Genomic DNA, 23152 nt, shown 5'->3' on the forward strand with positions numbered 1-23152 from the left:
AGGTGGACCAAGACCCTGTTACGGGGCGAGCCGGCGGCTGGATCCGTTCACGAATTCCTGACGGCTGGCGGCGATCAGCCGGTACACCTCGCGGGCAACGTACCGCTTCAGACAGCGGATGATCTCGCGCCGGGACTTTCCCTCAGCCGCCCGCCGCTCGTAGTACGCCTGCGTACGCGGATCCCAGCGCAACCGGGACAGCACAATCCGATGAAGAGCGGCGTTGGCCTGCCGGTTGCCGCCGCGGTTGAGCCGGCGATGCTGCCGGCTGCCAGATGAGTATTCGACCGGGCTGGCCCCACACAACGCCGCGAAAGACGCCTCACCCCGCAGGCGGTCGCTGTTGTCCCCCAGGGCCGTCAACAGCACCGCCGCACTGTGCGGTCCAACCCCGACAGCATCGAGCAGGCGCAGGTAATGCATCCCGATCAGCTCAGACAGGCGCTGCTCCAACACTCGAGCCTGCCCATCAAGGTGCTCGATGCGTTCCGCCAGCACCCGCACCGTGAACCTGGTCGCCCGCACGACCGGATCCACCTCCTCACCGCCCTCGCTCAACTGCAGGCAGGAAAGGGTGAGACGACGGCGCGACAGACTCCTCAGCTCCTCTCTGAGGGCCGGATCAGCGGTGACCAGCAGGGCCTTGATCTGGTTCACGGCCTGCCGTTTGGCTTTCACCGCAGAGTCTTTCGCCATCAGGTACATGCGCGCGATTTCAACCGGGCCATCCCCTGTCTTCACCAGGGACTGTGCACGGCCGCTGAGCACAGACCGGGCGGCAGCAACCGCATCGCCCTCGTCGGACCTGCTCCGTCGGCGCCGCGCTGCAGGCCCAGGGCCAGGAGCCTCGACCACCGTGATGCCTTGAGTCAGCGGATGGCGAGACAGCGCCGCGCCGTAATTGCCGGAGCACTCCACACCGGCACGTCGAACCACACCCCACCGGCCGGCCTACTCGGCAAGTCGCCTGTAGCCACTCGCTGTTGCCGGGAAACGGTCCACACCCAACACGTGACCCGTCAACGCAACGACAGCCGCAACGTGAACATCGCGATGCGTGTCGACCCCCAGCACCACCTCATCCGCATCGGCAGCGCGGCCCGCGGCTCGAGGCGGGTGTGACGACTCGATGGCTCATCCCCCGTCGAAGGTCAGCAGCCGCGCCGCTGGCCCGGAGAGCGGTCACCAGTGACACGGTGCAGATAACACCTCGCAGTGCAGTGCTCCAGACACGCTCGCCCGGCCCAGCGTCCAAGCACACTGCCTCGCCCCGCGTCGACACAGGATGGTCAGGACACGTCGGTCCGAGATGTCAGGAGCCAGTCCGCGGGACAGCAGCCTCGTTCCCTGTCATGCTCCCCCACCGCCGCGCGCTGCAGTGTCCCCTCCAGCGCATTTGAGTGCGCCCGCATGCAGGGCAACAACGACCGGCCCATATGCGCCACCCCCTGTACCGCAGACCCTCATAGGCGCGCTCGGCGAACTGAGCTGGAGCCTTTGACCGCAGGCTGCGGCCACACCGGATCGTCCCACTGCGGCCGCAGCCCGTCGCATCGAGTTCCGATCTGCATGGCGACCAACCAACACGAGCCATGAAGACGGGAGTTGGACTGTCGGTGGCTCATGGCATCCTTGAAGGCACCACATACTGCGGATCATTTGCGGAATATTCTGAGGGATAAGACCGTGTATCCTCAGCGAAGTTGAGACTTGCCAGGGTTGGAGGTGGGCCGTGAGTGATCAGCCGGAATTGGTCGCAGACCCCGCCATGCTCGCCCTGGCGCGCGACTCGCGGGGGTGGACCCAGGCCGAGCTTGCCGAGCAGATGTCGCGCGTGGAGGGCCGCCCCATCACGCAGGGGTACGTCAGCCGGGCTGAATCCGGACGGATCCCGGTCCGGGCCGATCGGGTGCTCTTGTTCGCCGCCGCGCTTCGCTTCACACCCGAGCTTCTGTGCCAGGCTGCCGATACGGCCGGGGTGGGCATCGGGCTGATACACCATCGCAAGCGGGCCTCGCTGGGAGCTCCCGCGCTGCGCCGGATCCATGCGACGCTGACGCTCACCCGCCTCCAGGTCGAAGCGGTGACACAGGCAGCGGCCCTCCGTCGCCCCCACCGGTTCAGGCCCATCGAGGTCAACGACTTCGATACCCCCGCGGACGCTGCGGAGACGCTGCGCGAAGAGTGGAACATTCCCGCCGGCCCCATCGACGACCTGGTCGCACTGCTCGAAGACGCCGGCGCCCTGGTCGTCGTCCGCGATCTGGGCACCACCGAACTCGACGCCGTCAGCCAGTGGCCGCAGGACCGGGCGCCGCTCGTGCTGCTTAACTCCACTACCCCTGGCGACCGTTCACGCTTCAGCCTCGCCCACGAACTGGGCCACCTGACCATGCATCACGAGCCGGGCGATGGACGTACGCAGGAGACCCAAGCCGACCGGTTCGCCGCCGAGTTCCTCATGCCGCACGAGGTGATCCTGAGCGAGCTCAAACCCGGCATCGACGTCGCCCGCCTCATGGATCTGAAAGCCCGCTGGGGAGTCTCCATGGCCGCACTCATCCGGCGTGCCGTGGACCTGGGCGTGATCAGCGAATGGCAATACCGCACGCTCATGGTCGAGTTGTCCGCACTCGGCTACCGCACCAACGAACCAATCGTCATCCGGCGCGAGACCCCGCGTCATATCGCTCAGGCCGTCACCCGGCTTGAGGGACAGCACCACCTCAGTGCGACCGAGACCGCTCACCTGGCGGGCCTGGGTCGTGAGGAGTTCCACGAGATCTACTTGTGCGCTACTTCTCCGTCCGGACACAAGGACGTGCCGGACCCTTCTGCGAGGTGATTCATGAGCAACGCCCCCGATCCGAGGCGGCGACCGCCCGCCGTGAAGACGCTCGACCACACCGTGGCAGCGGTGCCGCTCCTGCAGGGACGCATCCTGCTGCATGAACATGCACGCAACATTCCCCGGCCTCGCCCTGCCCTCGATGACAGGTTGAGCGGCGTGGTCATGACCGGCACCAACGCCGACGCACGCGCCTTCCAGCTCCGCACCGACGTCGGCTACCAGGGCACTTTGCTGATCGACAGCGCCGTGTACACCACCTACACGGCAACGGCAGAGGAGCCGTTCATGGCTCCTCCCGACGAACTGTTCGCCGCCGTGGACACCTCACTGAACTTCCAGAAGGCTCGAGGCGCAACCGCAGCACTAACACCCACCGGCTACATACCGCCGGCTAACTCCCGTGCCCTCAAGGCGGTAATGCGGGATGCCAACCGGATCGAGCGAGCTGACACGCTGGTCTCCCTTCCGATCGACGTCACCTGGCTCAACCAGGAGAACATCGCCCAGTTGATCGCTGTCTGCGCCAAGATCCGCCACCCGAAGGCGGTCATCCTCTTTCGCCAGTTCGACCCGCTGGGACAGACAAAGGACATCCCGGCCAACCTGCGCCGGCTGTTCACCGAGGTCGAGCACATGTCACTGCTGCGCACAGACCTCGCAGCACTCGACGTGATGGCGCACGGCGCCCTCTGCGCCGGAATCGGCGTGCAGAGTTCGCTCCGCCACGCGATACCGCCCGACGAGAAGGCCCAGATAGGCAAGCGCGGCGGCGGGCCCACGTACCCGCACATCCTGATGCCGCAGTTGATGTGCTTCAAGGGCGCCGAGTTCTTGTCCAAGGTCTACGGCAATGCCGATCCGGCAACCTGCGACTGCGAGGAGTGCGACGGGCGCAGCCTCGACAGCTTTTACCTTGCCGATGGTGAAACGCGGCGTGAGGCCGAGAACCACAACATCCGCACCTGGGGCGCATGGATCAGCGACATGGCCAGCTACCGAGCCGGCTCCGCGCGTAAGACGTGGTGGCGCAACAAATGCGCTGCAGCCGTCGACCGTCATGCACTGGAAAACCAGCGCATCGGAGTGGGCGCGAGTCCCAAGTCCGGGTTCCAAGCACCCGCACCGCTCAAAGCATGGGCGACACTGCCCGTCACGCCGTAGCCGGAAGCCCCCTCAAGGGAGCTGACGGTGTACGTCTTCCAGGAATTTCCAGCCAGCAACCGTATGCCGCCTGCGCACGAAGGGACTTGGCAGCACTACAACCTCGACCGCATCCCCCTGCACGTGGAGCAATCCGATGCCGTAGAAGTCAGCGCGCATCACCGCCTCGTTCTTGCGCCGCAACACACCATCGACCAATACGGAACGAGCAGTGAATGGTGTAAACCGCTCGGCCCGCTCCATCGCCGACTCCCAGCTGCGTCCGGGCACGAACACCATGTCGACGTGGACCGGCTGGGTTGCCAGACGCGTAATCAATCCATCGCGTCGGACCACCGCCCCCTTCGGCAGGCACTTCAACGCTCGGCGTTCCCTGCCGTTCAGTGATCTCGCAGGAACAGGCTCGCCGAGCGGCAGCGCCATCAAGAGGTTCAAGGCATCCGGTCGCGTCAGGGGTGGCATACCCGCTGCCGCCCGTCGCTCCCGCTCTCGCGCCTCGAATCGGTAGGCCGCAACGACCTTCGCACCCTCGGCTTCAACAACTGCCAGGTTCGCATCGCGAGGCACGAGATCGCCAGGAGCCAACGCTCCCGCAACCACACCCAAGGGCTCACGTGCCGCGATTGCCATCGACCAACCCGCTCTCGTCCTGCACCGACGCTCTCCCCAGCAGGGCTGTACGCGCACATCCTTGCCGCTTGCCCCGCGCCACCGGAAGCAGCCTCAACAACAAAACCAACGGACCTCAACCAGCCCTAGACACGCGAACGCGTCCAAACGAACGGCAAGGCTAGTACGGACACTCGTGCGATCGTCGGCCGCCTCGCCGGATAGCTCCGCATCGGTCATCCGCCGCGGTCTCGCTGCGCAATCTGCACCCGCAACAGGTCGCGGACGAGCAACTGCGATCGTAGCCATCCCACGCCACGATGCCTACAGTTGTTCGAATCATTGGGCACTGCGACCTCCCGGACGCATCCCCTCCCAAGCCGCTGCCGACCAGTGCCGCGCCATCGACCTCGCAGACAGAACCCGCGCCGAAACAAGCCGACGGGGGTCAACATCTGTCACGTCCGAGTCACCAACTGCGTGGACGCGCCTGGACTGCGAGGACCGAACTCGGTCAAACGCTCCCGACCTGGACCACATGGACGCCAGAAGACGGCTTTGCCGACGTGTGCCAGGTCGTGCCCAGGGAGGGTCCCAGGATCAGGACCGGGGCGTCCTCCGGGCCGTCGAAGCGGTATTGCAGGGTGTTCTCGGGTGTCTCGCTCACGCCCTGCACGCTCTCATATCTCACTGCAGCCCCTTGTCGGGGGCGGTGAGGATAGGGGACGGATCAGGTGAAAGACGGCTCGGGGGACGTGCCGCACGGGCAGCGTACGACATGCCCCGAGGGCGCCTGGGCCTCCCCAGGCGCCCCCCCCACCGAGCAACGGCCATCGACCGCCGTCAGCCGCCGTACACGCCGACCTCACGCAGCGAGTAGCCCCATTCGGTGCCGCGCTGCACACCCTGGATCCGAACGTGACGCGCCTGTGTGCTGTCGAACCGTGCGGTGTCCAGACCGCCGTCACCGGAGTCCGTGGACCATGCCGTCCGCCAAGTGCTGCCGTCCTGGGACAGTTCGACGCGGTACCCCTTCGCGTACGCGTCCTCCCAGTCGAGGGTGACGCGCCCGACCGGCTTCACGGATCCGAGGTCGATACGCAGCCACTGGTTCTCCTTCCACTCGCTGGCCCAGCGGGTGGCCTTGTCGCCGTCGACGGACTTGCCGGGTGCGAAGCTGACGAACGGGTTCCACCACTGTGTCGTGGAGGCCGTGACGGTCGCGCCCGAGGCGAGGTTCTGCCCGGGGTCGTGCTTCTCCGCGTTCCCCCAGGTGCGCAGGTAGGACTCGGCGCCCGCGAAGAGGTCGTCCACGACGTCCTGGCCGCCGACGATCCGGATGTCCTCGATCCAGTCCGGGACCATGCCGTAGTGCGCCGCTCCATTGGTGTTGAAGTCCCAAGTGCGCTCGCCGGTGGTCTGCTTGTCGATCACCGAGCCGCCGTCCGCGCTGCGGAAGGGGTACGTCACCGGGTTCGGGGTGTCCGCGCCGCGCGGGCCCGGCCAGCCGCCGACCCCGTTCATGTCGGTGCCGTAGCCGAGGCCGACGTCGTACTTCTCGCGCAGCGCGTCCGTGCCCTTGGCCTCCGCGCTGAAGCCTTCGGAGCCGCTCATGTAGCGGCCGATGAACCCGCCGAGCTTGTACAGCCGCTCGGTCCAGCTCATGTCCATCCAGCTGTGCGAGGAGATCACGCCCGGATACGAGGCGGACTCGAGGAGGTCGAAGGCCTGGCCCGCGGCCTTGACGCTCATGTGGTCGAGCTCCAGCATCATGCCGCGCTTCATCATGCCGCGCACCGCGTACTCGCCCAGGCCGGTCAGACCGCGGGTGTTGCACTGGGCGCCCGATGCGTACGTGGGCACGGACACCCCCTTCGGCAGGTGCTGTTCCGCCTGCGCCGCCGAGGCGTTGCCGATCGGGTTGTCGCGCTGCGGGCCACGACAGGTCTCCGTCTTCCAGAAGGTGCCGGTCGACAGGAACTGGCCCACGTTGATGGCCGTTCCGAGTGTGCCGGAGTCGAAGCGCACGCCGCACAGGGCGTTGTCGAACTTGTGGCACAGGAACATGCTGCTGACGCCGAGCTTCTTCAGCTCGTCCAGGCCGCGGTCGATGTCTGCCTTGCTGCACTGCGCGACATCCAGGATCTGCTTGCAGCCGAACGGTTCGGAGGTCTCGACTCCCAGGACGACGGCCAGCTTGCCCTGCTCGATGACCTCGCGGGCCTGCCCGCTGCTGGTGACGATGCGGAACCAGCCCTTGCCCGGGCCGCCGTACATCGTGTCGATGAAGTCCTGCATCTCGTACGTCTTCTTCGCCTCGAGACGGATGGCGTCCATCTCGTCGCAGCCGCGGTCCTTGAAGAAGTAGACGGAGCAGATCACGCCGTTGGTGACCAGGTCGTTGACGAGCACCCGCTGGCCGCCGCGCCAGGCCCGCTCGATCCAGGCGTAGTAGTTCTGCTGGTGGGTGAGCGAGTCGTGGGCGGGCCAGTCCTTGAAGGTGGGCCACCCGTGCGGATCGTGCTTGCCGTCGCCGCCCTTGGTGATCATGTCGAAGAGGGCGAGCGAGCCGTCCGGGTAGTGCTCGGGGCAATCCTTGAGCGCGTCGGCGACGCCCTGCTCCGAGAACGGTTTGCCGCAGATCAGCCGGCCGCCGAAGCCCTCGTTGGACATGATGTGGTCGTGCGCGTCGACGAAGCCCCTGACCCTGCCCTGGGCGTCGGTGCCCTTGAAGGGCTCACCCGTGACGTTGATCTGCGAGTCGGGCTCGGGCCGCGCGGTCGGCGTCCACCAGTCGCGCTCCGCCGCGGAGTTGGCCTCGGTCCCGGCGCCCGGGTCCGCGGCGGAGGCGGGCATCGGGCCGATGAACAGGGAGAACACGGCGAGGAGCAGTGACACAACCGTGAGGGGTCCGAGTCTGTGACGCGGAGGTTGAACCATGGTCATCACTCACCTTGATTGACATGCGCACGCAAGTTACTGACGAGTTTTCAGAATCGCGAGCCGCGGGAGCATAGTCAACGGTCCCGGCCGAAAAAGATGAGGATTCCTCAGTTTTGATGAACTGGGCGTCGGATGCCGCTGGTTGAGGGACATCGTCGAGCCGCGCCGCGGGTGCGATGGACAAGGCGACGCCCGGGCAGTCGAGGAGTACGAGTACGTGGTCGTGATGGCGGGAGGGGACGAGCGGGCGGCCGCCCGGAAGGCGTGCGGGTCCCAGGTGGAGGTCCCAGGTGGAGGTCGTCGAGGAGGGCGGTGACGTCCTCGGCGTCGACTGCAACTTCAACGGCTGGGGCGACAGGCAGGTCCACGCGAACGACGCCGGGGCCGGCCGTTCCCAGGCCTGCCCGCCGACTCCTGGTCGCGGCGGGATCCAGTGCGCCACCCACGACCGGCCCGGCAAGCCGGCCGCCTGACCACGGCGTACGGCGTACGGACCGGTCCGCGGGTGGGCCGGCTGCTCAGCGCGTGCCGGGTTCGCCCTTCGCGTAACCCGGCTTGAGCGGCATGTTCTGGCCCGGCAGCACGCTCGCGTTGATCTCCAGGGTGGCGAAGTGGACGCCCGGCTTGAGCTTGGTGCCGAGTACGTCGTTGAGCTCCTTGACGTACGCCCCGGTCAGATTGAACCGCCAGTTGTCAGGGCCGAGGCTGACCTTTCCCTGGTTGATCCGCGGCTCGAGGAGGTGGGTGAGGAAGTCGACGGTGTCGTAACTGGAGAGGTGCAACTGGTGCGGGGTGCGCTTCTCGTCGATGTACGCGTTGCCGCTGGCCTTGTTGATGAACGGGAAGTCGTGCAGCCAGAACCCGTCGATCCGGTGCGAGCGGCCCGTGTTGGGGTTGGTGAACTTCCAGCCGCCCGGATACCAGATCCGGCCGTTGAAGACGTTGATAGCGCTGTAGCCGTCGGAGCCGACCGGGGTCCAGATGCCCTTGCCGCCCTTCAGAGCTCCCACCGGGCAGATCGCCTCGATCTTGATCCCGGCGCGCTTCATCTCGGCGAGGAACTCCTCGCCCATGGGCAGCGTCCCGGTGCCGGACTGCGCGAAGAACCACCAGGCGAGCCCCGTGCCGGGGATCTCGTCGTAGTAGTGCCCCTCGGGTTTGTCGTTCTGCCCGGTCGGCGGGTTGTAGAAGGACGGCCCGCAGTTGGTGGCCGGCGGATTGCCCTTCGGATACGTGGGGTCAGGTCCTGCGGCCTGGGCGGCCGAGGCGGTCAGGGAGAGCAGCACCGCGGCGGTCAGGGCCACGGTCGACTTGGTGAGACGCACGGGAGGACTCCCTCGGTGTGACCCCCCTGGTACAGGCATCACTCCATCCGACGCCGGGCCGGTCGTCGCGCTGGATGCGGCCGTACGGGCCTGCGGGCCTGCGGGCCGTCCGGACCTGCGCGGGTGCACCTCCTCCGGGCTCCCGGGCGCATCCGGGCCCCCGGGCGCATCCGGGCCCCCGGGCGCATCCGGGCTCCCGGGCGCACCGGAAGTGACGCACCGTCAGCACACTTCCGGATGTATCGGGCGCAGTACGGCATACGCCGCGAACCAACGCTCGTTGTTCCGCCGAGAGTTCACACCGGCACAATCCGGTGGCCAAGTAGGAGGCACTCCTTGGATGCCGGCACCACCCTGCTCGGCTCGACGCTGGCCTGCGTGGGGGTCCTGGGCGCCGCCTTGGTGGCGTACCTCGGCAAACGCGGCGAGAACGCGCTGACCGGGTACTCGAGTTTGACGGAGCGGTTACAGAGCGAACGCGACCGCCTTGAGCGCCAGCTGGCCGAGCGCGACTCGCGCATCGCCGAACTGGCCACCCTGCACGCGGCCGACCAGTCGGAGATCGCCCGGCTGCGCCTCGATGTGCACCGCCTCGGAGGCCCGCAGTGATCCATCCCGTACGACGCCGCGCCCCGTTTCCGGGGGGCGCTCGGTGCGTCGCCCCCGCTTCGGTCCTCGCCCGCCCCCGGAGGCACCCGTGACCAACCGCATCGAGCGGCTGCTCGCGCTGCGCTGGCGCAAGGTCTTTCTCGTCTGTGTGCTGATCGCGCTGTGCGGGATCGCCGTGATCCTGTGGGCGCGCATCGACGAGGGCGAGCGCCGGGCCGACCAGCTGGCCCAGGAGACGACGCGCAGGGGCGAGGCCCTGTCGACGCTCGCCGAGGATGTCCGCACGCTGCGCCGGCAGGTCTCGGCGGCGGGTGGTACCCCGGCCGTGCCCGATCCGTCGGAGGCGGTGGACGATCTGCTGGCCCGGGTCCGGGCACCGGCCGGAGCTCCGGGTGCGCCCGGCAAGGCCGGCCAGAGCGGGGCCCGCGGAGAGCGCGGTCCCGCCGGCCCTTCGGGTCCCCCCGCCGCGGACGGTGCGCCTGGCCCCTCGGGTGAGCCGGGGGCCAGTGGCGCCCCTGGTCCCGCGGGTGCGGACGGCGCCATGGGTCCGGCCGGTCCTGCGGGTCCGCCCGGCGACGGCGGTACGAGGGGTGAGCGGGGCGACACCGGTCCGGCCGGACCCGCGGGCCCCGAGGGTGTGCAGGGTCCGCGCGGTGAGGCCGGTCCGTCCTGTCCCGACGGCTACAGCCTCCAGGTGCCGGCCACGGATCCCGACGCCCTCGTCTGCCGGCGCGGAATCGCACCCTCGCCGTCCCAGGCGGCGGCGATCCTGCCGGTCCTGCCGACGCTGCGGCGGCGGCCGGGCCATGAGGAACAGGACGAGGGCGGCGGCGAGGAGTCGGCCCTGGCATAAGGCGGGGAGCCGGCACCGGCGTGGGCGAGGAGCCGGCACCGACACGAGGCAGGCGCGCCCCGGCGCGAGGCGGGGACGGGGGCGCGGAAGCAGACGCGGACAGGGACGACGCGGAGGCGGAGGCGGACGCGGACGCGGACGCGGACGGTCGAGCGTCCCGCCCCGTAACGCAGCATTCCGGAGTTCAGGCGCGCAGCAGTTCCCCCATGGTCGCGGCAGCCTTCACCGACGCGTCGGCACAGCAGTTGTTGAACAGGACATGCACCGCGGCGCTCTCCTTGGCGAGGATGCGGATGCGCGGCACCCACTCCTCCAGCTCGTGCCGCTCGTACGTATGCCGGTAGCGGTCCTCCTTGGAGCCGCGTCCCCAGTGCGCGCTGCGGCCGTGGAAGCGGACGACCGAGAGCTGCGGCGAGGTGGCGCGGACCTCCGGCGGGAGGCCGGGGGCGTCGACGCCGGCGAAGGTGATCCGGTGGCGTGCGAGGACGTCGGTGACCAGGGCGAACGCCTCGGGCTCGTACCAGTCCGGATGCCGCAGCTCGACGGCGATCGGTGCCCGGCACGACTCGGCGCAGCGCAGAATGCGTTCGACTGCGTCGGCGCCCGGTGCGAACCAGGGCGGGAACTGGAACAGCACACAGCCGAGCCGGCCCGCTTCGCGCAGCGGCTCGATGCCCGCGTGGAAGCGGCGCCACAGCTCGGCCGTGGTGTCGGCGGGCAGGTCGCCGGCCCGCAGTCTGCGCCCGGGCGGGCCCGCGGGACGCAGGTCGGCGGGCAGCGCGCGGACGGGGACGGAGTGGCCGGTGAAGGGGGCGAACGCCTTGATGTCGAAGGTGAATCCGGGTGGTGTGCGCTCCACCCAGAGCCGGGAGTTCCGTGCGCTCGGCAGCGCGTAGTACGTCGAGTCGCTCTCGACGACCGTGAACTGTGTCGCGTAGAACCGCAGCCGCCCCTCGGCGTCCCTGCTGCCGGTCGGGTACCAGCCCGATGACACGAGTGCCGGGTCGGTCCAGGAGCAGGTCCCCACCCGCACCGCGGGCTCGGCGAGGCCGCTCACGGTGCCTCGGAGCGCGGTCCGAGGCGGATCACGATGCCTTTGGACGTCGGGGTGTTGCTCTGGTCGGCCACGCTGTCCAGCGGGACGAGAACGTTGGTCTCCGGGTAGTACGCGGCGGCGCAGCCGACGGGTGTGGAGTACGGGACGAGCCGGAAGTCCTCGGCCCGGCGCTCGGTGCCGTCCCGCCAGACGCTGATCACGTCGACCCGCTCGCCGTCGGCGAAACCCAGGGCGCGCAGGTCGGACGGGTTGACCAGGAGGACGCGGCGCGACCCGTGGATGCCACGGTAGCGGTCGTTCATGGTGTACGGGACGGTGTTCCACTGGTCGTGCGAGCGCAGGGTCTGGAGCAGCAGATGGCCATCGGGTGCTGTGAGCCCCTCGAAGTCGTTGCGGGTGAACTGCGCTTTGCCGCTGGGCGTGGGGAAGACGCCGTCGTTGACCGGGTTCGGCAGGCCGAAGCCACCGGGCTTGGCCACCCGCGCGTTGAAGTTGTGGAAGCCCGGCACGACCCGGGCGATCCGCTCCCGTATATGACCGTAGTCCGCCTCGAACTCCTCCCAGGGGACGGCCACTTGGTCGCCCAGGGTGCGGCGGGCGAGCCTGCTGAGGATCGCGACCTCGCTGAGCAGGTGCTTCGACGCGGGCTCCAGGTGGCCCGCGGAGGCGTGCACCTGGCTCATGGAGTCCTCGACGGTGAGGAACTGCTCGCCGCCGCTCTGGCGGTCACGCTCGCTGCGGCCGAGCGTCGGCAGGATCAGCGCGGTGTCGCCGCACACCGTATGGGAGCGGTTGAGCTTCGTTGAGATGTGCGCGGTGAGCCGGCAGCGGCGCATCGCGTCGGCGGTGAAGTCGCTGTCGGGTGTGGCGCGTACGAAGTTGCCCGCGAGCCCCAGGAAGACCTTGATCCTGCCCTGGTCCATGGCCCGGATGGCGTTCACCGTGTCCAGGCCGTGCCCGGTGGGCGGCTTGAACGCGAACTCCCGCTCCAGGGCGTCGAGGAAATCCTGCGGCATCTGTTCCCAGATGCCCATGGTCCGGTCGCCCTGGACGTTGCTGTGGCCGCGGACCGGGCACACGCCCGTGCCGGGTTTGCCGATGCTGCCCCGTAGAAGAAGGAAGTTGACCACCTCGCGGATGGTGGGCACCGCGTGCTTGTGCTGGGTAAGGCCCATCGCCCAGCAGACGATGATCCGTTCACTGGTGAGGACCCGGCCCCTCAGTTCCTCGATCTGCGCGCGCTTCAGCCCCGTAGCGGCGAGGACCTCCGGCCAGGAGACGCTCCGGCGCAGGTGGTCGGCGAACTCCTCGAAACCGTCGGTGTGTTCCTCGATGAAGGCGCGGTCCAGGACCGTGCCCGGCGCCGCCTCCTCGGCTTCGAGCAGCAGCAGGTTCAGGGCCTGGAACAGGGCGAGGTCGCCGCCGAGGCGGATCTGGAGGAACTGGTCGGCGATGTTGGTGCCGCGGCCGATGACCCCGCTCGGTTTCTGCGGGTTCTTGAAGCGCATCAGGCCCGCTTCGGGCAGCGGATTCACGGCGACGATCTTCCCGCCCCTGCGCTTGGCCACCTCGAGCGCGGACAGCATCCGCGGATGGTTGCTGCCCGGGTTCTGACCCAGGGTGAGGATGAGGTCGGCGTGGTGGAGGTCGGGCAGGCTCACATCGCCCTTGCCGATGCCCAGCGTCTGGTGGAGCGCGGTGCCGCTGGACTCGTGGCACAGGTTGGAGCAGTCCGGCAGGTTGTTGGTGCCGAGCGCGCGGGCGAACAGCTGCAGGACGAACGCGGGCTCGTTGCCGGCCCGGCCCGAGGTGTAGAAGACCGCCTCGTCGGGGGTGTCGAGGGCCCGCAGCTCCTCGGCCAACAGACCCAGCGCGTCATGCCAGTTGATGGGCTCGTAGTGGTCGGAGCCGGGCCGCTTGACCATGGGGTGGGTCAGCCGCCCCTGCTGGTTCAGCCACCGGTCGGAGGCCCGCGCGAGCCCGGAAACGGAATGGCGCGCGAAGAACTCGGGGGTGATACGGCGGGATGTCGCCTCGTCGTTGGTGTGCTTCGCGCCGTTCTCGCAGTACTCGTTGACGTGCCGCTCGCCCGGCTCCGGGTCGGGCCAGGCGCAGCCCGGGCAGTCGAAGCCCCTGGTCTGGTTCAGGTCGAGCAGAGTGCGGCCCGCACGCCGCGGGGATGTCTCGGCCAGGGAGTAGCGGACCGCCTCGGCGACCGCCGGGACACCGGCCGCCCATGTCTTGGGCGGCGTGACCCTCGCGTGCTCGCCACCAGGGTCTGCCGTCGACGACTCTCGCACCGCGTCAGCCTTTCGTTCGGTCTCGCCGGGTCTCCTGGTCACAGGCGCGCCTGGCCACTGGTTCTCCTGATCGCCGGCCCTTCCGTCCTCCGGCCTCCGGCTCTCTTGATCGCCGGCGCTCCTGATCGCCGGTTCACCCCAAGGGCCCGGCAGGGTCAGCCCGTCGGCCAGTGCGGCACCGGCCGGGGCGTGTGTGCGGCGTGCGGTTTCACCTGGCCGCCGCTGATGGTGCCGCGCCACTCGCCGGTCTCCTTGCCCTGGCCCTCGATGTACTCCTTGAAGCCCCGCAGGCTGCCCTGGACCTGCCTGCGGACCAGACCGAGGGCGTCACCGGTCCGCTCGAGGAGACCCTGCGGAGCGAACTCGAGGCGGTACGTCACCCGGCAGCGGCTGTCGCCGAGGGGCTCGAAGCGCACCGTCCCCGCATGGTGCGGCTCGTCCAGGCTGCACCAGGCCACCAGTTCGTCGGGGCGCTGCTCGACCACCTTCGCGTCGAACTCGCGGGTCACGCCGGCGATCCGGGTCACCCAGTGCGAGAGGGTCGCCTGCGGCTTGTCGACCCGCTCCACACCGTCCATGAACCGGGGGAAACTCTCGAACTGGGTCCACTGGTTGTACGCCGTCCTGACCGGCACATCGACGTCGACCGAGCCCTCGATCATGCTCATGCCTGCGCAGCCTCTCCGTACCCGCGGGGTGGGAGTGTGCCGCGTACCCCGGCGGGCAGGGGTCAATCCCGCACGATCCGGGCTGCGCGCCGGGCGCGGTGTTGGCATGATCGCGCTGGGCGCGCTGCTCATGCGCGGCCGCACATTGGCGTCCCGGGCGAGGTGATCCCGTATGGCAGCTGCCGCACTCATCGTCATCGACATGATCAACACCTATGAGCACGACGATGCCCAGCTCCTGCTGCCCTCCGCCAAGGCGGCTCTGCCGGCGCTGCTCGAACTGATCGAAGGCGCGCGCGAGCAGGGCGTCCCGGTCATCTACGCCAACGACAACTTCGGCGAGTGGCGCTCCCACCACGGGGAGATCCTGCAGACGGCCCTTGACGGTCCGCACGCCGATCTCGTGCGCCCGCTCGCGCCGGACGAGAACTCACTGTTCGTCGTCAAGGCACGGCATTCGATCTTCTACGAGACCCCGCTCAGCTATCTTCTGGCCCAGCAGGACATCGATCATGTGGTCCTGTGCGGTCAGGTCACCGAGCAGTGCGTCCTGTACTCCGCCCTGGACGCGCACATCCGCCACCTGCGGGTCACCGTGCCCTACGACGCCGTCGCCCACATCCACCGGGACCTGGCCGATGCTGCCCTGCGCATGATGGAGCGCAACATGAGCGCCCAGGTGGTCGCCGCGGACGAGGTCGACTTCGGCGCGTGCCAGGGATAAGCGCGTGCCAGGGATAAGGCACCAGGTCAGGACCACCCAATAGGGCACCAGGTCAGCTCGCACCCATACGGCACAGGTCAGTTCTCCACCCACTGCCGCAGGGCGTCCGAAGCGCGGCGGCACTCCTCCCACAGGCGGGTGGCCTCCACGACGAGCACGCCGTACGGGCGCGACGGATCGGCCAGCGGCAGGCCCTGCCGTACGGCTTCTTCGGCCAGCCCGTGGCGCAGCGCGCCGGCCTCCTCGGCCAGCCCGCTCAACCGGCGTGCCTGGGCGGGCAGCCTGTCCTCGTCAAGGTCACCGAGGACCTGGGCGAACTCCTGCAGGGCATCCAGGAAGCGCGCGTAGTTCCGCAGGAAGTCCCCGTCCCTGTGCCGCTCGTGCTCCTCGTGCCACTGGTCGAGGCTGCGCTGCAGCGAGGCCGTCTGGTAGAGCGTGCGCACCAGCGCCTCCAGCACGGTCGCGTACCCGTCGAAGCTGGTGTGGCCTCGGTGTCCGCGCAGATACCGGCGGGGGTTGAAGGAGACGCTCTCCTGGGCCGTGCGCAGATCCGCCCTTGCCTGTGCGATCAGGGCGTCGGTGTGGTCGAGCCGCCCGGTGCGCTCCGCGCCCCGCTCCTCTTCGCGCAGGGCCGACGTGGCATCCGCGAGCAGCCCGGCGAAGGCCCGGGCGAGGATGCCGATCCCGGACTCGGCGCTGCGGTGGCGCATCGGCGGTACGAGCGCGAGGTGGACGGCCGTGGCCGTGGCGCATCCGATCAGGACGAGCAGCACGATCTGGCCGAGGTGCGCGAGGCGGTCACCGGGCTCGGCGGCGACGAAGGTGGCGAAGGCGAAGAACGCGGCGGTCGGCACCTGCGCGCCCTGCGCACCCAGCTTCGCCCACCGCCCGATCCCGAGTGTCACGAGCGCGACCAGGGCGAACGCCGGCCAGCCGGGCCCGAGCGTCAGCGCGAGGGCCGTCTGCACGGCGACGCCCACGACCACCGCTCCCGTGTAGCGGAGCGAATGCAGCACCGACCGGTAGACCGTCGTCTGCATCACCAGGACGGCCGAGAACGGGGCGAACGCCGGCGACTGAGCCCGCATCAGATGGTGGGCGACGAACCACGCCAACGTCGCGGCGAGCGCGCTCTTGCCGATCAGGAGCGCGGTGTGCCGCTCGTGACCCGACCGGGCCAGCGCGCGCCGCCACCAGTGCGCGGTCCCGTTCAGCCGTTCCCTGAAGATCTTGGTCATCAAGGGATACGCGGTACCCCGCGGCCCACGACGTATGTACGGACGCGGCCGCCTCTCGCGTCACCTGGGCGCAGGGCCGAGCCCGTGCCCTCATGCGGGCATCTTCTGCGGCAATCGAGGCACTCAGTCCGGATGAGCGCACACCGCACCTTCGACACCGATCCGCTGCCCGGCCGCGACGAGTCGTACTGGATGGCGACGAGCCCGACGACGGACCTGCCGCCGCTGTCCGCCGACACCGAGACGGACGTCGTGGTCATCGGCGCCGGCATCGCGGGCCTCAGCACCGCCTGGGAGCTGGCCCGCGCCGGGCTGCACGTCGTCGTCCTGGAGGCCGACCGCATCGCCGCCGGGGTCTCCGGACACACCACCGCCAAGGTGTCCGCGCTGCACGGTCTTGTCTACGACAGGCTCCTGAGCACGCGCGGCGAGCAGGCGGCGCGGCTGTACGCCCGGTCCCAAGTGGGCGCCGTCGAGCGCATCGCCACCGTCAGCGCCGAGCTGAAGGTGGACTGCGCGTGGGAGAGGCGCCCGGCCTACACGTACACCACCCGCCCCGAGAACCGTTCCGTGCTGCGGGCGGAGGCGGACGCCGCCCGGGCGGCAGGGCTCGACGCGCATTACGTCGAGGAGACCGGGCTGCCCTTCGAGGTGGCGGCGGCGGTGCGCGCGGAGGGGCAGGCGCAGTTCCATCCGCGCGCCTATCTCCTCGCCCTGGCCGAGGACGTACGGGCGCGCGGCGGCGTGATCCACGAACGGACCCGGGCCACCGGACTGCACGAAGGCTCCCCGTGCCGGGTCACCACCGAGGCCGGCCACACGGTGACCGCCCGGGACGTGGTCGTGGCCACGCACTATCCGGTCTTCGACCGCGCGCTGCTGTTCGCGCGGCTCTCGCCCCGCCGTGAACTCGTCGTCGCCGCACCCTTGCCGGCCGGTCAGGACCCGGCCGGCATGTACCTCACCGAGGATTACGGAAAACGGTCCGTGCGGACCGCCCCGTACGGCGACGGTGGACGGCTCCTGATCGTGACGGGTGAGAGCTTCACCCCGGGCGAAGGCGATCCGGCCGCCGGATTCGCCCGGCTCGACGCGTGGATGGGCGCGCACTTCTCCGTCGGGGCGACCGCCTACCGCTGGGCGGCGCAGGACAACGACGTCAGCGACACCGTCCCGATGATCGGCCGGTACCACCCGGGCGCCCGCCACACCTATGTCGCCACCGGCTTCGGCGGCTGGGGCATGAGCGGCGGCGTCCTCGCCGGACAGCTCCTGACCCGGCTGCTGCACGGCGAGGAGCCGCCGTGGAAGCGCCCGCGCTCCCCAGGCAACAGGCCGATGTGGCACGGCCCTTCGTGGGTGACCGCACCGGCCCCGCGCATGTCGATTCGGTCGCCGAGATCGCGCCGGGCACGGGGGCGGTGGTACGGCTCGACGGCAGCCGCTGCGCCGTCTACCGCGACGCGTCGGGCAGCGCGCACGCCGTTTCGGCCCGCTGCACCCACCTCGGCTGTCTGGTCGCCTTCAACCAGGCCGAGACGGCGTGGGAGTGCCCGTGCCACGGCTCGCGTTTCGCCCCGGACGGCTCGGTGCTGCAAGGGCCTGCCACTCGACCGCTCGCGCCTCGGGACGTGCCGAAGGAGTAGGGCACGCAAGCCTCGGGGAGGGGCACGTGAGGGGTGCCTCAGGGAGGGGGCAGGTGAGGGGCTGCCGAGGCAGGGCAGCCCCCTCACTCGCGTACGCGAGTGCCTTCACTCGTGTACGCGCCTGCGGTGGCTGGCGTCGCACCACGGATAGCGGCGGCTGCGGCGGCAGGTGCACAGCGCGACCCGGAAGCGGTCGGAGCGGACGGTGCTGCCGTCCTCCAGGGTGACCTCCACCGGGCCCTCGACCAGGAAGGGACCTTCGCGCTGGACGGCGATACGGCAGGGCTCGTCGGCGCGCGCCGACGGGGCGGGGCGTTCATCCGGGCGCCTAGGCCCGGCGGGCCGGTCCTCCGGGCGCCCCGGCGCGGCGGGCCGCCCGTCCGGTCCGTGCGGCGCCCTCACTTGGCGGATCCGGTGCCGCTCTGCACATAGGGCTCCCGCAGCGAGGTCGAGCCCGCGTCCCATCGGTCGAGCAGATACGTGCCGAACCGGTTCTCCAGGAAGCCGGTCGCGTCGATGCCGAGGACGATGTCGGGCGCGAGCTGCGGTTCCGTCTCCAGAAGCCCGCCGATCACCTCGTGGCGCACCACTTGTTCGTGCACGGCGTCCGCCTCGGCATGCTCGGTGTAGAAGTGCTCGGCCTTGGGCCCTGCCCCCGTACGGGACATGGCGCGGGCGAGGCGGCGCGAGCCCGGCGACGACGTGATCTCGACGGCGGCGAAGTGCCCGGCCAGGGCGCCGCGCAGCCGGCGGTGCAGCCCGAACAGCGACATGACGTTCACGGTGGCGAGAGCCTGTGCGCAGGCGGCGTCCAGATAGTGGCCATAGGCGGTGTCGAGGCCGAGGTCGCTCATCAGGCCGGCGAAGAGCACGGCGTGCACGCGCTCGGGCCGTCCGCCGCCGTACTCGTCGAACTCCACCGCCGCCATGGCCGCCTTGGCCCGCCCCCGCAGCCGGGGCAGCACCCAGGCGTGCGGATCCGCCTCCTTGAGGTGGTAGAGCGAACGGTGTGCGGCGTACTCCCGCAGCTGCCACAACTCGCCCTCGTCGCACAGTCGATGGGAGACTCCGGCCCCTTCGACGGGTTCGACGAGGAGCGCGTCGAGCGCCTCGTCCACGCTCCGGGGGCGGGCCGCGTCCTTGCGCAGCGCGGTGAGAAAGCGGTGCTCCAGGGCGCGGCGGAAGCCGAGCAGGTGCGGGTCCCATTCGTACGCCTCGTCGACGCCGGCGAATCCCCGGTAGTGGAGTTCGTAGCAGAGGTAGAGGGCGAGTTGGAGGTCGTCTCCGTACGGCTCGGCGCGGCGGACGAGCTCGGCGGCACAGCGGGAACCGGGGCCGCGGAGGGTGTCGATGACGCTGGCGGACAGGACGCCGCGCGGCTGGGGCAGCGCGGGACCCTCGATGGTGATGGGCATGGCAGACGCAGTGCTCCTGGATCGCGGTGGGGGGTAGGGCGGCCCGCGCCCGTACGGGAGTCAGGCGCCCGGCGGGTACCCGAACACCACCGGACCACACGGGACTTGCCCCGGACGCGACGGACCAGCCGGACCGAGGCGGTCAACCGTCATGCCAGGCAGACGACTTGGGGCCCCAACGAGGACCTGTGTTCAGCGAACGAGGACCGGTGTTCAGGCGGAGTCGCGGCCGAGCAGCCGCACGGCCGGTGAACCCGCGAAGAGCCGCGCGGCATTCTCGTAACAGACCGCGCGCAGCCAGGCGTCGCCGAGGCCGAGGCGCGCCAGGGAGTCCAGGGCGTGGGCGTACGGGTAGGGGATGTTCGGGAAGTCCGTGCCGAGCAGAATGCGGTCCTGGTGGTCGAGCAGGCGCGGCCGCAGGGCCGGCGGGAAGGGCGCCATGCGCTCGGTGAAGTCGGTGAACACCATCGTGGTGTCGAGGTGGACGTGCGTGAACCGGTCCGCGAGGTCCAGGAACTCGGCGTACTCGGGCGTGCCCAAGTGAGCGACGATCAGCCGCAGTTGCGGATGGCGGGACAGGACCGCACCGATGGGGCCGGGCCCGGTGTGCTTGCCCGGTACGGGTCCGGAGCCGCAGTGCGTGACGACGGGGGTGCCGGATTCCGCCAGGATGCCCCACACGTCGTCGAGCAGGGGATCAGTCGGGTCGTACGCTCCGACCTGGAGGTGCGTCTTGAAGACCTGCGCGCCCGACTCGATCGCCCGGCGGACCTCGTCGGCGGCGCCGGGTTCGGGGTAGAAGGTGCCCGTGTGCAGGCAGTCGGGGGTGCGGGCGGCGAACTCCGCGGCCCAGGAGTTGAGCCAGGCGGCCATGCCGGGCTTGTGCGGGTAGACCATGGCGGTGAAGGCGCGCACGCCGAAGTCCCTTAGCCGCCGCACCCGTTCGTCCTCCGCGTCGCGGTAGGTGATGGGCCAGTCCACACCGGTCATGGGTCCGACGGCGTCGAAGTACGCCCACACCTTGTCCATGACCCGCTCGGGCATGAAATGCGTGTGCACGTCGATCAGGCCCGGCAGACCGAGCCCGCGCCAGAAGGCACCGACCTGCGCCGCTTCGTCCACTCCCGCGCCCACCGCTGCGTCCACCGTCGTCGTCCGTTTCCTCGTGTGAGGGTGCTCGGCCACCCGCAGCAGGATTGCGTACGGGAGTACGGCGCCGCTCCCCGCCCCCGGCCCGCGGACCCTTCGCACCCGTTTAACGCGGACCCTTCGCACCCGTTTAATCGGTTGCCCGGCCCGCGTACGCCCTGCTCTACTCGCAGACGTCCGCCGCGACGAAGCGGCCCAAGAGGAGGTAACGGCAATGCGCCAGACATTCATGTCCCGCTCGCTGACCCCGACCCCCTCTTCGAAGGACATGACGCTACGTGTCATCGGCATCGCCAACTCCGTCGCTGAATCTGGGCATTCTGGCCCATGTCGACGCAGGTAAGACCAGTCTGACCGAGCGGCTGCTGCATGCCGCCGGTGTGATCGAGGCTCCCGGCAGCGTCGACGCGGGAAGTACGCAGACGGATTCGCTCGCCCTGGAGCGGCGCCGCGGTATCACCATCAAGTCCGCGGTCGCCTCGTTCCCGCTCGGGCCGCCCGAGGACCGGGTGACCGTCAATCTCATCGACACCCCCGGCCACCCGGACTTCATCGCCGAGGTGGAACGGGTGCTCAGTGTGCTCGACGGCGCCGTGCTCGTGATCTCGGCCGTCGAGGGCGTCCAGGCGCAGACGCGGATCCTGCTGCGCACGCTGCGCCGGCTCGGCATCCCCACACTGATCTTCGTCAACAAGATCGACCGCGGCGGCGCCCGGTACGAGCACACCCTGCGGCAGATCACCCGGCGCCTCACTCCGGCGGCGCCCGCCATGGGCCAGGTGCACGGCATCGGGACACGACGGGCGCAGGCGCGGCCGTACGGCTGCGAAGACGCCGTATTCCAGCAGGCGTTGACCGAGGTGCTCGCCGAGCAGGACGACGAGCTGCTCTCCGCCTACGTGGAGGGCTCGGCCGTCCCGCGGGGACCCCTGCTCTCCGCGCTGGCGGCGCAGACCCGGGCGTGCCTGGTGCACCCGGTGTTCTTCGGCTCCGCGATGACCGGCGCCGGCCTCCCCCACCTCATGGACGGCATCCGCACGCTGCTGCCGTCCGCGGACGAGGGCGACGGCCGGCTCTCGGGAACGGTCTTCAAGGTGGAGCGCGGCCCCGCCGGCGAGAAGATCGCGTACGTACGGATGTTCTCGGGCGAACTGCGGCTGCGCGACCGGGTGCCGGTGGGCCGCGAGGGCTCGGCGCGTGAGGACTCGGCCCGGGACGGTTCGGCCCGGGACGGTTCGGCCCGGGACGGTTCGGCCCGGGACGGTTCGGCCCATGAGGGCAAGGTCACGGCGGTCGAGGTTTTCCATGCGGGCGCCGGGCAGCGGCGGGCCGTGGCGCGGGCCGGCGAGATCGCGAAGGTGTGGGGGCTCGGCGAGGTCCGGATCGGGGACTGGGTGGGCGCGGCCCGCAAGGAGACCTCCGACGCCCACTTCGCCCCGCCCACGCTGGAGACCCTGGTGGTCCCCGGCGAGGGCACGGACCGCGGTGCGCTGCATCTGGCCCTGGCCCAACTCGCCGAGCAGGACCCGCTGATCGGTCTCCGCCAGGACGAGGTACGCGGCGAGGTGCATCTCTCCCTGTACGGCGAGGTGCAGAAGGAGGTGATCCAGGCCACGCTCGCCGAGGAGTTCGGACTCGAGGTGGGCTTCCACGAGACGACGACGATCTGCGTCGAGCGGCCGGTCGGCGTCGGGTACGGGTACGAGAAGGACCTGCTGCCCTTCCTCGGCACGGTCGGACTGCGGGTGGAGCCGGCGCCGCCGGGCAGCGGGGTTTCGTTCGGTCTGGAGGTCGAACTCGGTTCGATGCCTTACGCGTTCTTCAAGGCCGTCGAGGAGACGGTGTACGAGACGTTGGGCCAGGGCCTGCTCGGCTGGCGGGTCGTCGACTGCAAGGTGACGATGACCCACTCCGGATACTGGCCGCGGCAGAGCCACTCGCACGCCACCTTCGACAAGAGCATGTCGAGCACGGCACGTGACTTCCGGCAGGTCACGCCGCTGGTCCTGATGGATGCGCTGCGGGAGGCCGGCACCCGGACCGAGGAGCCGGTGCACCACTTCCGGCTCGATCTGCCCGCCGACGCATTGGGTCCGGTGCTGCCGCTGCTCGGCCGGTTGCGGGCCGTGCCCGGGACGCCGGACATCCGGGGCGCGGCATGCTCGCTCGAAGGCGAGATCCCGGCGGCTTCGCTGCACCGGCTGGGTCAGCTGCTGCCGGGGCTGACGCGGGGCGAGGGTGTCGTGGAGTCGGCGTTCTCCGGATACCGCCCGGTGAGCGGTGAGGCGCCCGCCCGCGCACGGACCGATCACAACCCCCTCAACCGCAAGGAGTATCTGCTGGTGGTCACGCGGCTTCGATAGGGGCGGCGGCGGCATGAAGCGGCCTACGGGCGGGGCCTGGTCCCGGTGGGGCCGAGTGCGTTGATCGCGGGAGCGGTGACGCCGGGAGTGGTGGGGCCGGGAGTGGTGGGGCCCAGGGTGGTGACCGCGGGAGCGGTGACGCCGGGAGTGGTGGGGCCCAGGGTGGTGACCGCGGGAGCGGTGACGCCGGGAGTGGTGGGGCCGGGAGTGGTGGGGCCCAGGGTGGTGACCGCGGGAGCGG

At 70.0% G+C, this 23152-nt stretch carries 18 protein-coding genes and 3 pseudogenes; 8 read left to right on the forward strand and 13 right to left on the reverse strand.

What is annotated here, in order from left to right; genetic code table 11:
* Positions 1 to 18: 18 nt before the first annotated feature.
* Entirely contained in the window at positions 19 to 705 is a 687-nt protein-coding gene (locus JAO81_RS43735; RefSeq protein ID WP_374194340.1) for a transposase, read from the reverse strand.
* 1027 nt (positions 706 to 1732) lie between these two features.
* On the opposite strand from JAO81_RS43735, the gene JAO81_RS24375 reads away from it, so the two are divergent.
* Both JAO81_RS24375 and JAO81_RS24380 read left to right on the forward strand, forming a co-directional pair.
* Complete coding sequence (locus tag JAO81_RS24375; protein ID WP_307813621.1) at positions 1733 to 2845, forward strand: ImmA/IrrE family metallo-endopeptidase; 1113 nt, start codon at positions 1733 to 1735, stop codon at positions 2843 to 2845.
* Between the two features lie 3 nt (positions 2846 to 2848).
* Positions 2849 to 4012: a hypothetical protein gene (locus JAO81_RS24380; RefSeq protein WP_199550058.1), complete on the forward strand. Its 1164-nt coding sequence runs from the start codon at positions 2849 to 2851 to the stop codon at positions 4010 to 4012.
* A gap of 12 nt (positions 4013 to 4024) precedes the next feature.
* Here the strand turns inward: JAO81_RS24380 and JAO81_RS24385 are convergent, their stop codons facing one another.
* The 3 genes and pseudogenes from JAO81_RS24385 to JAO81_RS24395 form a co-directional block, all read right to left on the reverse strand.
* The gene (locus JAO81_RS24385; RefSeq protein WP_199550059.1) at positions 4025 to 4642 is read right to left on the reverse strand and encodes a hypothetical protein; all 618 of its coding nucleotides are present in this window, start codon (positions 4640 to 4642) and stop codon (positions 4025 to 4027) included.
* Between the two features lie 547 nt (positions 4643 to 5189).
* Positions 5190 to 5288: pseudogene (locus JAO81_RS24390) on the reverse strand (3-oxoadipate enol-lactone hydrolase); the annotation flags it as partial.
* A 176-nt stretch (positions 5289 to 5464) separates the two neighbouring features.
* On the reverse strand, positions 5465 to 7567 hold the full coding sequence (locus JAO81_RS24395; protein ID WP_199550060.1) for a discoidin domain-containing protein: 2103 nt from the start codon (positions 7565 to 7567) through the stop codon (positions 5465 to 5467).
* 287 nt (positions 7568 to 7854) lie between these two features.
* Here JAO81_RS24395 and JAO81_RS43740 point away from each other — a divergent pair, with 287 nt between their 5' ends.
* The gene (locus JAO81_RS43740) at positions 7855 to 8037 is read left to right on the forward strand and encodes a hypothetical protein (RefSeq protein WP_199550061.1); all 183 of its coding nucleotides are present in this window, start codon (positions 7855 to 7857) and stop codon (positions 8035 to 8037) included.
* A gap of 45 nt (positions 8038 to 8082) precedes the next feature.
* Here JAO81_RS43740 and JAO81_RS24405 read toward each other — a convergent pair whose 3' ends face one another.
* A complete protein-coding gene (locus JAO81_RS24405) occupies positions 8083 to 8889 on the reverse strand; it encodes a hypothetical protein (RefSeq protein WP_199550062.1) in 807 nt (268 codons plus the stop codon).
* Between the two features lie 336 nt (positions 8890 to 9225).
* Between JAO81_RS24405 and JAO81_RS24410 the strand changes: the two genes are divergently transcribed.
* The gene (locus JAO81_RS24410; protein ID WP_199550063.1) at positions 9226 to 9498 is read left to right on the forward strand and encodes a hypothetical protein; all 273 of its coding nucleotides are present in this window, start codon (positions 9226 to 9228) and stop codon (positions 9496 to 9498) included.
* Positions 9499 to 9586: 88 nt separating this feature from the next.
* Positions 9587 to 10351 carry a collagen-like protein gene (locus tag JAO81_RS24415; RefSeq protein WP_307813623.1) on the forward strand — a complete coding sequence of 255 codons (765 nt, stop codon included), beginning with the start codon at positions 9587 to 9589 and terminating at the stop codon, positions 10349 to 10351.
* Between the two features lie 184 nt (positions 10352 to 10535).
* Here JAO81_RS24415 and JAO81_RS24420 read toward each other — a convergent pair whose 3' ends face one another.
* From JAO81_RS24420 to JAO81_RS24430, 3 genes are all read right to left on the reverse strand, one after another.
* Positions 10536 to 11408, reverse strand: coding sequence for a DUF72 domain-containing protein (locus tag JAO81_RS24420; protein ID WP_307813624.1), 873 nt, complete (start codon positions 11406 to 11408; stop codon positions 10536 to 10538).
* Positions 11405 to 13708, reverse strand: a complete 2304-nt coding sequence (locus JAO81_RS24425) for an FdhF/YdeP family oxidoreductase (RefSeq protein WP_199550065.1) — start codon at positions 13706 to 13708, stop codon at positions 11405 to 11407. The genes JAO81_RS24420 and JAO81_RS24425 overlap by 4 nt, the downstream gene beginning before the upstream one ends.
* A gap of 155 nt (positions 13709 to 13863) precedes the next feature.
* Positions 13864 to 14376 carry an SRPBCC family protein gene (locus tag JAO81_RS24430; protein WP_199550066.1) on the reverse strand — a complete coding sequence of 171 codons (513 nt, stop codon included), beginning with the start codon at positions 14374 to 14376 and terminating at the stop codon, positions 13864 to 13866.
* A 172-nt stretch (positions 14377 to 14548) separates the two neighbouring features.
* On the opposite strand from JAO81_RS24430, the gene JAO81_RS24435 reads away from it, so the two are divergent.
* Positions 14549 to 15100 (forward strand): isochorismatase family cysteine hydrolase, encoded by a 552-nt coding sequence (locus tag JAO81_RS24435; RefSeq protein WP_199550067.1) that lies wholly within the window; start codon positions 14549 to 14551, stop codon positions 15098 to 15100.
* Between the two features lie 77 nt (positions 15101 to 15177).
* Here the strand turns inward: JAO81_RS24435 and JAO81_RS24440 are convergent, their stop codons facing one another.
* On the reverse strand, positions 15178 to 16338 hold the full coding sequence (locus tag JAO81_RS24440) for an aromatic acid exporter family protein (protein WP_199550068.1): 1161 nt from the start codon (positions 16336 to 16338) through the stop codon (positions 15178 to 15180).
* A 132-nt stretch (positions 16339 to 16470) separates the two neighbouring features.
* Here JAO81_RS24440 and JAO81_RS24445 point away from each other — a divergent pair.
* A pseudogene (locus JAO81_RS24445) lies at positions 16471 to 17984 on the forward strand (FAD-dependent oxidoreductase).
* Positions 17985 to 18089: 105 nt separating this feature from the next.
* On the opposite strand, the gene JAO81_RS42720 reads toward JAO81_RS24445, so the two are convergent.
* The 3 genes from JAO81_RS42720 to JAO81_RS24460 all read right to left on the reverse strand — a co-directional run bounded on the left by JAO81_RS42720 (position 18090) and on the right by JAO81_RS24460 (position 20545).
* On the reverse strand, positions 18090 to 18260 hold the full coding sequence (locus JAO81_RS42720; RefSeq protein WP_307813629.1) for a CDGSH iron-sulfur domain-containing protein: 171 nt from the start codon (positions 18258 to 18260) through the stop codon (positions 18090 to 18092).
* Positions 18261 to 18382: 122 nt separating this feature from the next.
* Positions 18383 to 19399, reverse strand: coding sequence for an iron-containing redox enzyme family protein (locus tag JAO81_RS24455; RefSeq protein ID WP_199550070.1), 1017 nt, complete (start codon positions 19397 to 19399; stop codon positions 18383 to 18385).
* Between the two features lie 213 nt (positions 19400 to 19612).
* Positions 19613 to 20545, reverse strand: a complete 933-nt coding sequence (locus JAO81_RS24460; RefSeq protein ID WP_307813627.1) for an amidohydrolase family protein — start codon at positions 20543 to 20545, stop codon at positions 19613 to 19615.
* Positions 20546 to 20826: 281 nt separating this feature from the next.
* Between JAO81_RS24460 and JAO81_RS24465 the strand changes: the two genes are divergently transcribed.
* Positions 20827 to 22911, forward strand: coding sequence for a TetM/TetW/TetO/TetS family tetracycline resistance ribosomal protection protein (locus JAO81_RS24465; RefSeq protein WP_307813628.1), 2085 nt, complete (start codon positions 20827 to 20829; stop codon positions 22909 to 22911).
* 23 nt (positions 22912 to 22934) lie between these two features.
* Here JAO81_RS24465 and JAO81_RS24470 read toward each other — a convergent pair.
* A pseudogene (locus JAO81_RS24470) lies at positions 22935 to 23152 on the reverse strand (hypothetical protein); the annotation flags it as partial.

Source organism: Streptomyces sp. N35 (assembly GCF_016464295.1).
Classification (GTDB): domain Bacteria; phylum Actinomycetota; class Actinomycetes; order Streptomycetales; family Streptomycetaceae; genus Streptomyces.

Excerpts from the sequence above, each read along its gene's own strand:
- JAO81_RS43735 (WP_374194340.1), bottom strand. The coding sequence starts at position 705 with ATGTACCTGATGGCGAAAGACTCTGCGGTGAAAGCCAAACGGCAGGCC.
- JAO81_RS24380 (WP_199550058.1), top strand. The coding sequence starts at position 2,849 with ATGAGCAACGCCCCCGATCCGAGGCGGCGACCGCCCGCCGTGAAGACG.
- JAO81_RS24385 (WP_199550059.1), bottom strand. The coding sequence starts at position 4,642 with ATGGCAATCGCGGCACGTGAGCCCTTGGGTGTGGTTGCGGGAGCGTTG.
- JAO81_RS24395 (WP_199550060.1), bottom strand. The coding sequence starts at position 7,567 with ATGACCATGGTTCAACCTCCGCGTCACAGACTCGGACCCCTCACGGTT.
- JAO81_RS24430 (WP_199550066.1), bottom strand. The coding sequence starts at position 14,376 with ATGAGCATGATCGAGGGCTCGGTCGACGTCGATGTGCCGGTCAGGACG.
- JAO81_RS24435 (WP_199550067.1), top strand. The coding sequence starts at position 14,549 with ATGGCAGCTGCCGCACTCATCGTCATCGACATGATCAACACCTATGAG.
- JAO81_RS24440 (WP_199550068.1), bottom strand. The coding sequence starts at position 16,338 with ATGACCAAGATCTTCAGGGAACGGCTGAACGGGACCGCGCACTGGTGG.
- JAO81_RS24455 (WP_199550070.1), bottom strand. The coding sequence starts at position 19,399 with ATGCCCATCACCATCGAGGGTCCCGCGCTGCCCCAGCCGCGCGGCGTC.